Source organism: Cryobacterium sp. 10S3, from assembly GCF_034344045.1.
In the GTDB taxonomy this organism is placed as follows: domain Bacteria; phylum Actinomycetota; class Actinomycetes; order Actinomycetales; family Microbacteriaceae; genus Cryobacterium; species Cryobacterium glucosi.
The window spans coordinates 921,859-933,919 of record NZ_CP133773.1; the positions used below are offsets into that span (position 1 = coordinate 921,859).

The 12,061-nt window shown below is 70.4% G+C and carries 14 protein-coding genes; 13 read left to right on the forward strand and 1 reads right to left on the reverse strand.

The window, feature by feature from the left end:
- The first annotated feature begins 95 nt into the window (after nt 1-95).
- The 11 genes from RHM57_RS04255 to RHM57_RS04305 all read left to right on the forward strand — a co-directional run bounded on the left by RHM57_RS04255 (nt 96) and on the right by RHM57_RS04305 (nt 8,076).
- The gene (locus RHM57_RS04255; RefSeq protein WP_134561028.1) at nt 96-398 is read left to right on the forward strand and encodes a hypothetical protein; all 303 of its coding nucleotides are present in this window, start codon (nt 96-98) and stop codon (nt 396-398) included.
- Entirely contained in the window at nt 398-1,381 is a 984-nt protein-coding gene (locus RHM57_RS04260; RefSeq protein ID WP_134449593.1) for an FAD:protein FMN transferase, read from the forward strand. The genes RHM57_RS04255 and RHM57_RS04260 overlap by 1 nt, the downstream gene beginning before the upstream one ends.
- On the forward strand, nt 1,378-1,935 hold the full coding sequence (locus RHM57_RS04265) for a ferric reductase-like transmembrane domain-containing protein (RefSeq protein WP_134561026.1): 558 nt from the start codon (nt 1,378-1,380) through the stop codon (nt 1,933-1,935). Before RHM57_RS04260 ends, RHM57_RS04265 begins: the two co-directional genes overlap by 4 nt.
- Nucleotides 1,932-3,173, forward strand: coding sequence for an NADH-ubiquinone oxidoreductase-F iron-sulfur binding region domain-containing protein (locus RHM57_RS04270; RefSeq protein ID WP_322136157.1), 1,242 nt, complete (start codon nt 1,932-1,934; stop codon nt 3,171-3,173). Before RHM57_RS04265 ends, RHM57_RS04270 begins: the two co-directional genes overlap by 4 nt.
- The gene (locus RHM57_RS04275; RefSeq protein ID WP_134449596.1) at nt 3,170-3,430 is read left to right on the forward strand and encodes a ferredoxin; all 261 of its coding nucleotides are present in this window, start codon (nt 3,170-3,172) and stop codon (nt 3,428-3,430) included. Before RHM57_RS04270 ends, RHM57_RS04275 begins: the two co-directional genes overlap by 4 nt.
- A gap of 64 nt (nt 3,431-3,494) precedes the next feature.
- Nucleotides 3,495-4,454 carry a DUF4232 domain-containing protein gene (locus tag RHM57_RS04280; protein WP_322140722.1) on the forward strand — a complete coding sequence of 320 codons (960 nt, stop codon included), beginning with the start codon at nt 3,495-3,497 and terminating at the stop codon, nt 4,452-4,454.
- A complete protein-coding gene (locus tag RHM57_RS04285; protein ID WP_322136155.1) occupies nt 4,451-4,678 on the forward strand; it encodes a hypothetical protein in 228 nt (75 codons plus the stop codon). Before RHM57_RS04280 ends, RHM57_RS04285 begins: the two co-directional genes overlap by 4 nt.
- Nucleotides 4,679-4,800: 122 nt before the next feature.
- Entirely contained in the window at nt 4,801-5,229 is a 429-nt protein-coding gene (locus RHM57_RS04290) for a hypothetical protein (protein ID WP_134561024.1), read from the forward strand.
- Nucleotides 5,223-5,507 (forward strand): helix-turn-helix transcriptional regulator, encoded by a 285-nt coding sequence (locus RHM57_RS04295; RefSeq protein ID WP_134449598.1) that lies wholly within the window; start codon nt 5,223-5,225, stop codon nt 5,505-5,507. Before RHM57_RS04290 ends, RHM57_RS04295 begins: the two co-directional genes overlap by 7 nt.
- Complete coding sequence (locus tag RHM57_RS04300) at nt 5,504-6,481, forward strand: NAD(P)-dependent alcohol dehydrogenase (RefSeq protein WP_134558599.1); 978 nt, start codon at nt 5,504-5,506, stop codon at nt 6,479-6,481. Before RHM57_RS04295 ends, RHM57_RS04300 begins: the two co-directional genes overlap by 4 nt.
- 62 nt (nt 6,482-6,543) lie before the next feature.
- Nucleotides 6,544-8,076 (forward strand): amino acid permease, encoded by a 1,533-nt coding sequence (locus RHM57_RS04305; RefSeq protein WP_134449600.1) that lies wholly within the window; start codon nt 6,544-6,546, stop codon nt 8,074-8,076.
- 118 nt (nt 8,077-8,194) lie between these two features.
- Here RHM57_RS04305 and RHM57_RS04310 read toward each other — a convergent pair whose 3' ends face one another.
- Complete coding sequence (locus tag RHM57_RS04310) at nt 8,195-9,901, reverse strand: alpha-glucosidase (protein ID WP_322140723.1); 1,707 nt, start codon at nt 9,899-9,901, stop codon at nt 8,195-8,197.
- Between the two features lie 157 nt (nt 9,902-10,058).
- On the opposite strand from RHM57_RS04310, the gene RHM57_RS04315 reads away from it, so the two are divergent.
- Both RHM57_RS04315 and RHM57_RS04320 read left to right on the forward strand, forming a co-directional pair.
- Nucleotides 10,059-11,054: a dihydroorotate dehydrogenase gene (locus tag RHM57_RS04315; RefSeq protein WP_322136154.1), complete on the forward strand. Its 996-nt coding sequence runs from the start codon at nt 10,059-10,061 to the stop codon at nt 11,052-11,054.
- A complete protein-coding gene (locus RHM57_RS04320; RefSeq protein ID WP_198413617.1) occupies nt 11,051-11,971 on the forward strand; it encodes a dihydroorotate oxidase electron transfer subunit in 921 nt (306 codons plus the stop codon). Before RHM57_RS04315 ends, RHM57_RS04320 begins: the two co-directional genes overlap by 4 nt.
- Nucleotides 11,972-12,061 lie beyond the last annotated feature (90 nt).

The window sequence follows — 12,061 nt, forward strand, 5'->3', positions numbered from 1 at the left end:
CCTCCGCAGTGCGCCTCTCCCTAACACCCTGTTCCCTCAAGGTGGCTGCATAGGAAACCCATAGAGTCCGCTGGCACCGTAGTTAGTGTCAACGAATGAAGGGTGGCACGGAGATGAATGCTCACGAACGCGGTAAGAAGCTCAGCCGGATCGTGACCGGCACGATCGGACTCCTCGCCGTCGTCGCAGCCTCTGCGCTCGGCCTGCACGACTGGGCCGACTCGCTCGCCACGCAGGACGCCTCCGCGACCACGACGACCACGACGACCTCGGGCGACTCGGGCACGACGTCCGGGAGCACGACGACCCAGGCGACCGCCGCCCCCGCGGCGCCCGCTGCGCCGAGTGTGTCCTCGGGCAGCGGAACCAAGGTGCACGCCAAGACGAGCGGGTCCTGATGGCCGCCGTCGCGACCGTCGCGACCGACGACTGGAGTCTCTGGAGCACGAGCGCCCGCCTCGTCGTGACCGACCCCGCGCTCCTCCCGGAGGCCCGCCGGATCGCCGACGCCGTGCTCGAGCGCGTGGAACTCGCCTCGAGCCGGTTCCGCCCGGACTCCGAGATCCTGACGAAGGCCCCGCTCTTCCCGGTCGGTGCCCTCGTGAGCGACACACTCGCCGAACTGATGCGCCTCGCCCTCGCCTCCGCGGCGGAGACCGACGGCGATGTCGACCCGACCCTGGCCAACGCCCTCGGCGCGATCGGCTACGACCACGACATCCGCCTGATCCTCGACGACGGCGTCCCGGTGCGCGCGATCGCCTCACCCCGGCCCGGCTGGGCGAGTGTGCGCCTCGTCGGCAACCGCCTGACCGTGCCGGCCCACCTCGGCATCGACCTCGGAGCGACCGCGAAGGCCGCCGCCGCCGACCAGGTCGCCGCCCGTATCGTCGCAGAACTCGGCTGCGGCGTGCTCGTGAGCCTCGGCGGCGACATCGCGACCGCAGGTCCGGCGCCCGCGGGAGGCTGGCAGGTCCTGGTCCAGGATGCCCCGCTCGACCCGAGCGCCCACGTGACCCTCGCCGAGGGCCTCGCCCTCGCGACCTCGAGCACCCAGAAGCGCCGCTGGACGAAGGCCGGCCGCCCCCAGCACCACATCCTCGACCCCGCCTCCGGGCTGCCCGCCGAACCCGTCTGGCGCAGCGTCACGGTCGCGGCCGGGACCTGTCACCGGGCCAACACGCTCAGCACGGCCGCGATCGTCCGCGGCCACAAGGCCGTCGCCTGGCTGCGCGAACTCGGCGTTCCCGCGCGCCTCGTCGACGCCGAGGGTGTGGTCGTCTCCCTCGGCGGCTGGCCGGACGACAACCGGTCAGAGGCCCTGGAAACCTCGGAAACCCCGGCTGCAGCCGACGCCGAAGCCGAAAGGTCGTTCCTGTGAACGAGGCGCTCTGGGCGCTCGGTCGCGGGACAGGGGTCGTCTCCCTCGCCCTCTTCACCGTGTCCGTCCTGCTCGGCATCCTGAACCGGTCCGGCAGGCCGCTCTTCACGTTGCCCCGCTTCTCTGTCGCCCTCGTGCACCGCAACGTTGCTCTGCTCGCGACCGCGTTCCTCGCCATCCACCTCGTCACGCTGTTCGGGGACTCCTACGCCCAGCTCCGGCTCGTCGACTTCGTCGTGCCGTTCCTCGGCGCGGCCAAGCCCTTCTGGCTCGGTCTCGGCACCCTCGCCGTCGACCTGATGCTCGCGATCGTGATCACAGCACTCCTCCGCGGTGTCGTCGGCGTGCGGGTCTTCAAGGCCGTGCACTGGCTCACCTACCTGATGTGGCCCGTTGCGCTGCTGCACTCCATCGGCAACGGCACGGATGTCGGCCAGACCTGGTTCATCGCCTTCGCCGCGACCTGTTCGATCGCCGTGGTCGCCGCGCTCGTCTGGCGCCTGAGCCGCGGTTTCATCGAGTACCAGAACGTCAGAGTCGAGAGGGCCTCATGAGCAGCACAGCGGACACCTGGCTGTTCCCCGCCGTCCAGGCCCCGGTCGGCACCGCCCGGCTCACGGCCGCCCCTGCCGCCGACTACGCCACCCACCAGTCGACCTTCGGCCCGCTGCCCGCCCACGCGGATTCGGCGGCACTCCTCGCCGCCCTCCGCGACTCCGGTCTCGAGGGCCGCGGCGGCGCTGGCTTCCCGGCGTGGCGCAAGCTCGCCGCCGTCCCTGCCCGCGAACGAGCCCGCCGCCGCCGCGTCGTCGTGATCGGCAATGCCGCGGAGGGCGAACCCCTCAGCCAGAAGGACGCGACCCTGCTGCTCCGGTCGCCGCACCTCGTCATCGACGGGCTCCTCACCGTCGCCGGCGCCCTCGGCGCCCACTCCGTCTACCTTTACGCCCAGGCCTCGGTGATCGAGTCCGCCACCCGCGCCCTCGCCGAGCGGGCGGATGCCTCCGCGATCGAACTGCGGGAAGCGGCGGACACCTTCATCTCGGGTGAGGCATCCGCCGTCGTCAACGCCCTCGCCGGCAGGGCGCCGATTCCCCAGGACCGCACCGTGCGGCTGACCGAATCCGGCCTCGGTGGCCGGCCCACCCTGCTGCACAATGTCGAAACCCTCGCCCACATCGCGCTGATCGCGCGCTTCGGCGCCGCCTGGTTCCGGTCGGTGGGCACGACGGGGGATCCGGGGACGCGACTCGTCACGGTCGGCAGCGACGGGCATCCGTCGAGGGTGCTCGAGGTCGCAGGCGGGTCCCGCATCGGCGACGTGCTCCGGTTCACCGGAGTCGACACCGGGAGCCTTTCGGCAGTGCTCGTCGGCGGTTACCACGGCGCCTGGCTGCCGGCGTACGCCCTCGAGGCCCGCCTCGACCGCGCCGACCTCGCCGGATTCGGCGCGAACCCCGGCGCCGGCATCCTGATGGGGCTCGGCGAACGGCGCTGCCCGGTCGCGGTCGCGGTCGCGGTCGCCAGCTACCTCGCCGGCGAGACCGCCGGCCAGTGCGGCCCCTGTGTCAACGGGCTCCCGGCGATGGCCGCCGTGCTCGGGCGTCTCGCCACCGGGGACCGCGACCCGGGGCTCCCCGGGGAGGTACGCCGTCTCGCGGCCATCGTCACGGGGCGGGGCTCCTGCAACCACCCGGACGGCACCGCCCGGTTCGTGCTCAGCACGCTCACGGTGTTCGCCGATGACGTCACCGCGCACCTGAACGGGCACTGCCGAAAGGACCACCGATGAATCTGCGCACCCCAGAGGCCCGCGGCCCGGCCGCCGCCCTCCTGCACATCGACTGGACGAGGTGCGACGGCCGCGGGCTCTGCACCGAGATCCTGCCGGAACTGCTGGCCCGCGACGACTGGGGCTACCCGCTCGCCTACGGCTACGGTTCTGCCGGCGCCGGCTCGAACGTGCCGGTCCCGGACACCCTGCTCGCCGCGGCAGCGGATGCCGTGTCCCTCTGTCCACGCCAGGCGCTCACCCTCGTCGACCCCTAGTTCCTCGCCGGTCGCGCCAGCGCAGAGAGGGCCCGTCGACGGGGGAGTGACGTAGGCTCGGATGATGACAAGGCCCGGCCACAGCCCATTTTTCTGGATTCCCGCCCTCGTTGCCTCCGCATGGTGGGTCGTGTGCGCCGGCGCATTCGGCTTCCTGACCTGGTTCGGCCTCGTCCCGACCGCCTTCGTGAAGCACCTCCTGCCTGAGACGATTCCGAGCAACGTCTGGTTCTGGTCCTGGCCGTGGGTCGGCCTGGCACCGCTCGCCTCAGCGGCGGGCGTCTTCGTGGTCTACCTGGTCCTGGCGCGCCTGATCGTGGACAGGACGGACGGATCCCGCGCCGCCCGGTTCTTCGCCCTCTGGTTCGTGGCCGTGCTGACCGGCTTCCTTGCCACCCTCCCGTGGGTGATCAGCGCGATCATCTCCGCATTCCCGCCGTCGCGCGCGGCGTTCGTGCTCGATCCGGCCGGCGAGTCCATGCTCCTCAGCGGATACTGGGGGATCGCCTGGGGCTGGTTGCCGGCCCTGCTCGCCCTGCGCCGGGTCCGGGTGCCCGCCTCCGCAACCGGGTCGACCGCGGATGCCGCCCTTGCGCCCGTCGCGACCGGCCCCTTTCGCAGGCACCCGCTCGCCGTTCTCTGTGGCATCATGGTCGCCGTCCTGGTCCTCTCCGGCCTCGGGGCGGGATTCGGAAGCCGCGCCGAGCGACTCCACGCCGCGGCGGAGAACGCCCTCGCCGACGGCAACACCCTCGGCGCCGTCCCCGATCCGGATGTCCAGGTCACGCCCCCGCCGACCGTTGCTCCCGACGCGGCGGTGGCTCCCGTCGGATGGTGCACGAAGGAAGACACGGCGGTGCTGCTCGGGGATCCCGATGCCGCGACCGGACACCGCACCGTGTCGATCCAGGCCATGAACTTCAGCGACGTCCCGTGCACGCTCAACGGCTACCCCGATCTCGCCTTCGCGGACCAGGCCGGCTCCTACCTCCCGTCACGCTCGTGCACGGCGGCTCCTTCATGACCACCGACGACGGCCCCCATCCCATCGAAGTCCCGGCCGGCGGATTCGCCATCACCCGACTCGGCTGGGATGCCATGGCGACCGCAGACGTGCCCGTGACCTACACGCTGTACGCGGCCCTGTATCCCGGGCTCGATCGGGGCTCCTGGCCGAGCACCCTCGACATCGTCGCCGGCGGAGAGGTCTCCGTCACGGCGTGGTCCCTCACCGGGGCATCGGACTGAGCCGGCGCGAACCGGGGGCCGGCAACGAAGATGTAGCTTTTCCTTGACACGAAGTATGATTTTCTTTACATTGAGTCATGTCAGCTTTACTTCGCACCGTTTCACGGCCCTCAAGGAGTCCGATGTCAGCCCTGGAAAAGCGAGCCTGGATCAGGCTCGGCACCGCGATCGCCGCGTACGCGACCTATCTCGGCTTCATCCTGATCCGGGAGGACGGCATCCCTCTCCCTGAGGTGCCCTACGTGCCTGCGCTGCTCTGGACCATCGGCGGCGCCATCGTCGTGTCGATCGTGCTCGACATCCTGGTCTCGATCCTGTCGCCGCGGGACGCCGGGCAGGCTGACCAGCGCGACCGCGAGATCGCCCGGTTCGGCGACACCGTCGGCCAGTCGTTCGTCGTGATCGGCGGCGTCGCCGCCCTCCTGATGGCCCTGCTGCAACTGCCGTACTTCTGGATCGCCAACGCGGTGTACCTCGCGTTCGTGCTCTCGGCGGTCCTCGGCGGAATCGCGCGGCTCGTCGCCTACCGGAGGGGCCTGCCCCAATGGTGAGGCCGGCGAAGTCAGCGACCTCCGCGAAGCCGACCCGGGTCACCAACGACATGAGGCGGCTCCGCTTCGCCCACGGCGAGATGACCCAGGCCGATCTCGCCGACCGCACCGGCGTGACCCGCCAGACCATCATCGCCATCGAACAGGGCCGCTATTCGCCGTCGCTCGAGCTGGCGTTCCTGATCGCCCACGCCTTCGGCGTCCCGCTCGACGACGTGTTCCAGTACCCGACGCCATCCCTCACCCCGCCCCTCACCCCGTCAGGAGAAGAATCATGAAGGCCCTCGTCCAGAATCAGTACGGTTCCGCAGACGTCCTCCACCTCGAGGACATCGACGAGCCGGAGGTCGGAGCCGACGAGGTGCTCGTCCGGGTCCAGGCCGCCGGGATCGACGCCGGCGTCTGGCATCTGATGGCCGGGCGTCCCTACCTGCTCCGGCTGTTCGGTTTCGGGCTCCGGGCCCCGAAGCTCCGGGTGCGCGGGCGGGATGTCTCGGGAACGGTCGCGGCCGTCGGGGCCGGCGTGACCCGGTTCCGGGTCGGCGACGAGGTGTTCGGCACCTCGCTCACCGGATCGTTCGCCGAGTACACCCGGGTCCCGGCCGACCGGCTCGCCCCGAAACCGGCGAACCTCGGGTTCGTGGATGCCGCCGCCGTTCCCGTCTCGGCGTGCGCCGCCCTGCACGCCCTCCGCGACGCCGGGAAGGTCGAGGCGGGCCAGAGGGTCCTCGTGATCGGCGCCGGTGGCGGCGTCGGAACCTTCGCCGTCCAGCTCGCCACGGCGCTCGGCGCGACGGTGACCGGGGTCTGCAGCACCGGCAAGGTCGACCTCGTCCGGTCCCTCGGAGCCGCACAGGTGATCGACTACACCCGCGAGGACTTCGCGGACGGAAGGAACACCTGGGACCTGATCCTCGACATTGCCGGAAATCCCACCCTGTCCCGGCTCCGCCGGGCGCTCACCCCGACCGGCACCCTCGTCATCGTCGGCGGAGAGGGCGGTGGCGCCGTGTTCGGCGGGATCGACCGCCAGCTGCGTGCCCTCCTGCTGTCCGGCTTCGTGAAGCAGACCCTGCGCGGGGTCGTCTCCGCCGAGGGCGCCGACGACCTCGAGACCCTCGGGAAACTGCTCGAGGCCGGCACCATCCGGCCCGTGATCGACCGGACGTTTCCCCTCGCGGATGCGGCAGACGGCATCCGCTACCAGCACGCCGGACAAGCCAGGGGGAAGGTCGTCGTCACCGTTCCGTGAGACCCCGGACAGGGGGAGTCGTAGGCTGGGCGGGTACCCAACGAAATGGATATCCCCCTGTTATGAGCATTTGGCGCACCAAAAGCATTGAGGCCTCGATGGCCGACTCCCTCGAAAAGGGCCACAATCTCAAGCGCACCCTCGGCACCTGGGACCTCATGGTCATGGGTGTCGCCGTTGCCGTCGGCGCCGGGATCTTCTCGGTCGGAGCAAAGGCGGCCGGCAGCTACGCTGGCCCGTCGGTGACGCTCGCGTTCCTGCTCGCCGCCCTCACCTGCGCCCTCGCGATCATGTGTTACGCGGAGTTCGCGTCGGCGGTGCCGGTCGCCGGCTCGGCGTACACCTTCACCTATGCGACCCTCGGCGAGCTCCTGGCCTGGATCATCGGCTGGGACCTGATCCTCGAGATGCTCACCGCGGCCGCCGTGATCGCCAAGTACTGGGGCATCTACCTCTCGAGCGTCTTCGAACTCCTGCACTGGAACGTGCCGGCGACCATCAACATTCTCGGCCTCGACGTGAGCTGGGGCGCCTTCGTCATCGTCGCGATCTTCACGACTCTCCTCGTGCTCGGCACCAAGCTCTCCGCGCGGGTCGCGAGCGTCTTCACGATCCTCAAGGTCGCGATCGTGCTCTTCGTCATCGTCGCCGGCGCCTTCTTCATCAACCCGGCGAACTACTCGCCGTTCATCCCCGCCGCTATCCCGACGACGGGTGGAGACGGCGACGTCTGGATGCAGTCCCTCTTCTCCTTCATGACCGGTGCGCACCCGGCCCAGTACGGCCTCTTCGGCCTGCTTGCGGGCGCCTCCCTCGTCTTCTTCGCATTCATCGGCTTCGACGTCGTCGCCACGAGCGCCGAGGAAGTCAAGAACCCGCAGAAGACCCTGCCGCGCGGGATCTTCGCAGGGCTCGCGATCGTGACCGTGCTCTACCTCGGCGTCAGCCTCGTACTGACCGGGATGGTGCCGTACACGGTGCTCGCGCAGGACCCGAACGCCTCCCTCGCAACGGCCTTCGTCGCCGTCGGAGCCGGCTGGGCCGCCGAGGTCATCTCGGTCGGCATCCTGATCGGCCTGACGACCGTGATCATGGTGCTGCTCCTCGGGCTGTCCCGGGTGCTCTTCGCCATGAGCCGTGACGGCCTGCTGCCCCGCGGCCTCAGCGTCACCTCGGCGAAGCGCGGCACGCCGGCGCGGGTGCAGATCATTGCGGGCACGGCGGTCGCGCTGATCGCCGGCCTCACCAACGTGGGCGTCCTCGAGGAAATGATCAACATCGGAACGCTCTCGGCGTTCGTGCTCGTCAGCATCGCCGTGATCGTGCTGCGGAAGAAGCGGCCGGACCTCAAGCGCGCCTTCAAGGTGCCCTTCTCCCCGTACCTGCCGATCCTCTCGGCCGTGCTGTGCTTCTGGCTGATGCTGAACCTCACAACCCTGACCTGGGTGCGCTTCGCGGTGTGGCTCCTGATCGGCCTCGCCGTGTACTTCGCCTACGGGCGCCGCCACTCCGTGGTCGGCATCGAGGCCAAGCGCGTGTTCGACGAGACCGTACGCACCGAGGCCGTCCGAGAGGAGAACTCGCTCCGCGACTGACCCCTCCCGCGACGAACCCTTTCCGCCAATCCGTTCCGCGAGAGTACGAATTCGGCCCTCTCCGTGCGGCTGAAGGGGCCATTTTCGTACTCTCGCGGGCCGGGCGGGGGCAAGACGCCTAGGGGAGGCGGTAGAGGGTGGCCTCCCAGGGGCGGAGGGTTGCCGACTCCTGGGGCGGGTAGTTGCCGAGGAGGAGGGTGGCCGTCGCGAGTAGAGCGGCGACCGAGGCGGGCAGTGGCGCGGCGAGTGGGGCATCCGCTGCGTTGGCCAAGACGAGGAGCGTCTCACCGGCCAGCGACCGGGTGAAGGCGTAGAGCTGCCCGTGATCGGGCTCGAGCAGCCCGAAGTCGCCGAGGGCGACGACCGGGTTCTCGTGCCGGAGCCGGATCAGTTCCTGGTAGAACCGGAACACGCTCCTCTCGCCCGAACGGTCGGCGGCGACGTTGATCCCGGTGTGGTTCGGGTTGACCGCGAGCCACGGCGTTCCCGTGCTGAAGCCCGCGTTCGGCGACGCATCCCACTGCATGGGCGTTCGGGCGTTGTCGCGGCCCATCGCGTGCACCCCGGCGAGAACGCCTGAAGGTGACCGGTCGAACTCCTCGACGGCCTCCCGGTAGTGGTTGAGCGTTTCGATGTCGCGATAGTCGGCGATGGAGTCGAACCGCACGTTCGTCATCCCGATCTCCTCACCCTGGTAGATGTACGGGGTACCGCGCTGCAGGTGCAGCACGAGCGCCCAGAGGGTGGCGGACTCGTAGCGGTACTCGGCGTCGTTGCCGAACCGGGACACCAGACGGGGCTGGTCGTGGTTGTTCAGGTAGAGGCTGTTCCAGCCGGTCTCCGCGAGGTCGGTCTGCCAGTGCGCGAGGTTCCGCTTGAGCGCGGGCAGGTCAAGGGGGAGGGCGTCGAACTTGTTCGCGCCCTGGTCGAGGGAGACGTGCTCGAACTGGAAGATCATGTCGACCTCGTGCCGGGCAGGGTCGGTGAACAGCACGGCGTCCGCCGTGGTCACCCCCGGCATCTCGCCGACCGTGAGGTGCTCACCGGGGCGCCCGGCGAACACGGCCGCGTGCATCTCCTGCAGATAGTCGTGGATCTGCGGGCCCATCGGGCAGGAGGCGTCCCGCGACGGGGCGGGCCCGTCGACGAGCTCGACCCGCTTGGCGATGAAGTTGATCACGTCCATCCGGAAGCCGTCGACGCCGCGGTCGAGCCACCGGTTCATCATCGCGTAGACGGCCTGCCGCACCTCGGGGTTCTCCCAGTTGAGGTCGGGCTGCTGCACCGCGAACAGGTGCAGGTAGTACTCGCCGGTCGCCTCGTCGAGGGTCCAGGCCGGGCCGCTGAAGAAGCTGCCCCACGCGTTCGGCGGACCGTTCGAGGCGTTCGGCTCGCGCCACCAGTACCAGTCCCTCTTCGGGTTGGTCAGGCTGCTCTTCGACTCGAGGAACCAGGGGTGCTCATCGCTCGTGTGGTTGACCACGAGATCCATCACGATCCTGATCCCTCGCTCGTGGGCCTCGGCGACGAGCATGTCGAACTGGGCGAGGTCACCGAAGACGGAGTCGATGTCCTCGTAGTCCTTGATGTCGTAGCCGTTGTCGTGCTGCGGAGACGGGTACACCGGGGACAGCCAGAGGGCATCCACCCCGAGCTCTGCGAGGTAGCCGAGCTTGCCGCGGATGCCGGCGAGGTCACCGATCCCGTCACCGTCGGCATCCGCGAAGCTGCGCGGATAGACCTGGTACACGACACCCGAGGTCCACCAGGGGGCTCCTCCCTCGGGGCCGGCAATCGAATCGGTCACGGGTGTGGGGCTCGTCACGACTGGATCCTTTCCTCGCGCCGGGTGACCGGCGCTGGGGTCGAGCCTAGACCGCGCGGCTGGGGAGGACGAGGATGGCGGCGGCGAACGGCTGATTTGAACATCCACGGAAACGCACGCGATAATTGGACCGCGGAACGGGACGATATTCCCTCCCGTGGACCCGAAGGCAGGCCAGTTGAGCGAGACCCCGCGGCCGACGACGGATGCCCGCCGCACCTTCTTCGCCGCCCGCCCGGCCCCCGTCGCCACGGTCGACCTCAGCGTCAGCATCGGCGGCCTGCGGCTCAGGAACCCGATGATGCCCGCCTCCGGGTGTTTCGGACCCGCCCTCGGCCGGCTCATCCCCGTCGACGAGCTCGGCGCCGTCGTGACCAAGACCGTCTTCGGCGTGCCGCGCGGCGGCAACCCGGCGCACCGGCTCACCGAGATCCGGGCCGGCATGGTCAACAGCGTCGGCATCCCGAGCCGCGGCGCCGCCGGCTACCTCGCCGAACTGCACCCGCGCTACGCCGCCCTCGGCCCGCCCGTGATCATCAGCGTCGGCGCGCACCGGCCTGCCGGGTACGCCCCCGTCGTGCGCGACCTCGGCACGGCAGGCGACGCCTTCGAGCTCAACGTCTCGTGCCCCAACCTCGACCGCGACGGCACCGACATCGGCTCGGACCCGGACGCCATCGAGAGCGCGGTCGCCGCGGTGCGGCTCGAGACCGACAAGCCGATCATCGTCAAGCTCCCTGTCCTCGCCTCCTCGATCGCCGAGTGCGCCCAGGCGGCCCAGGCAGCAGGCGCAGACGCCGTCTGCGTCGCCAACTCGATCCCCGCCCTGCCGCTCGAGGCGTACACCCGCGCCCCCGCGATCGGCAACGTCATCGGCGGCCTCTCCGGGCCGTCGATCCGGCCGATCGTGCTCCGGCTGGTCTGGCTCGCCGCCCGCTCCGTCGACATCCCGGTGATCGCCTGCGGCGGCATCGAGACCGCGGACGACGCCCTCGACTACTTCTCGGTCGGTGCGTCCGCCGTGCAGGTCGGCACCGCCAGTTTCGCCCGCCCGTTCGCGATGGTCGAGATCGTGCGCACCCTGCAGCAGCGCTGCGCGGACGACCGGGTCACCGGCATCCGCGATCTCATCGACCTCTGGAGAGCCCAATGAGCCCGATGAAGACCCCGCCGACCGCTGCGGAGACCCGGGCGGCGCTCGCCAGGCAGGCCGCCTTCGCCGCAGCGGATGCCGCAGCCCTCGACGGCCTGTTGTCCGTGCGCCCCGCAGAGGCCGGGCCCCGCCCCGAGCCGGTCTGGGACGAGGCGACGGTTGTCAATCACGAGGTCGTGCGCGAGCGCTACCACCGGCTCACCCTGTCCTGCGGCACGATCGCGGCAACCGCGCTCGCCGGGCAGTTCCTGATGATCACGGTCCCGCCGCACGGTGGAGAGCGGATCCTGCTGCCACGCCCGATGGCGATCCACCGCCGGAACCCCGAGCGAGGCACGATCGAGGTCATCTACGGCGTCGCCGGCCGCGGCACGACCGCACTCGCCGCGGTCAACCCGGGGCAGCGGCTGCTCGTGACCGGGCCGCTCGGCCGCGGCTTCGAGTTCCCGTCCGGAACCCGCCGGGCGCTGATGATCGGCCGCGGCGTCGGCGTGTGCGCCGTGATGGGTTCGGTCGAGGATGCGGCGGCCCGCGGCATCGAGGCGACGCTCGTCGCGAGCGGACGCACCAGGGGGAGCCTCATCGGCTCCGCCGAATGCGCCGAACTCGGTGCGCGCTTCATCCCGGTCACCGACGCGGAGGGCACCGCCGACCTTCCCGCACTCGGGGCTCTCCTGCGCCGCCAGTTCGCCGCCGGTCCGCCCGACGTCGTCTTCGTCTGCGGCGCCGGCGTGCTCACCCGGCTCGCCGCAGAACTCGGCGCCGAATGGGGCGTGCCCGTGCAGGCCTCCCTCGAGGCGCACATGGCGTGCGGGCTCGGCTACTGCCACGGATGCGCGGCCCCGGTCCGCACGGATCCCGCGGTCGAGGGTCCCCTCGTCTGCGTCGACGGCCCGGTCTTCGACGCCGCCGTTTAAGCGCAGATCCGGAGCAAGAGCGCTCTGTTAGACTTGGCGAGGCCAATCTATGGATTGTCCGCACGCCTTGCGCGCCATACGGGTGCGCAA

Coding starts and splice junctions, on each gene's coding strand:
- RHM57_RS04255 (WP_134561028.1), top strand. CDS start 96: ATGAAGGGTGGCACGGAGATGAATGCTCACGAACGCGGTAAGAAGCTC.
- RHM57_RS04260 (WP_134449593.1), top strand. CDS start 398: ATGGCCGCCGTCGCGACCGTCGCGACCGACGACTGGAGTCTCTGGAGC.
- RHM57_RS04270 (WP_322136157.1), top strand. CDS start 1,932: ATGAGCAGCACAGCGGACACCTGGCTGTTCCCCGCCGTCCAGGCCCCG.
- RHM57_RS04275 (WP_134449596.1), top strand. CDS start 3,170: ATGAATCTGCGCACCCCAGAGGCCCGCGGCCCGGCCGCCGCCCTCCTG.
- RHM57_RS04280 (WP_322140722.1), top strand. CDS start 3,495: ATGACAAGGCCCGGCCACAGCCCATTTTTCTGGATTCCCGCCCTCGTT.
- RHM57_RS04285 (WP_322136155.1), top strand. CDS start 4,451: ATGACCACCGACGACGGCCCCCATCCCATCGAAGTCCCGGCCGGCGGA.
- RHM57_RS04290 (WP_134561024.1), top strand. CDS start 4,801: ATGTCAGCCCTGGAAAAGCGAGCCTGGATCAGGCTCGGCACCGCGATC.
- RHM57_RS04295 (WP_134449598.1), top strand. CDS start 5,223: ATGGTGAGGCCGGCGAAGTCAGCGACCTCCGCGAAGCCGACCCGGGTC.
- RHM57_RS04300 (WP_134558599.1), top strand. CDS start 5,504: ATGAAGGCCCTCGTCCAGAATCAGTACGGTTCCGCAGACGTCCTCCAC.
- RHM57_RS04305 (WP_134449600.1), top strand. CDS start 6,544: ATGAGCATTTGGCGCACCAAAAGCATTGAGGCCTCGATGGCCGACTCC.
- RHM57_RS04320 (WP_198413617.1), top strand. CDS start 11,051: ATGAGCCCGATGAAGACCCCGCCGACCGCTGCGGAGACCCGGGCGGCG.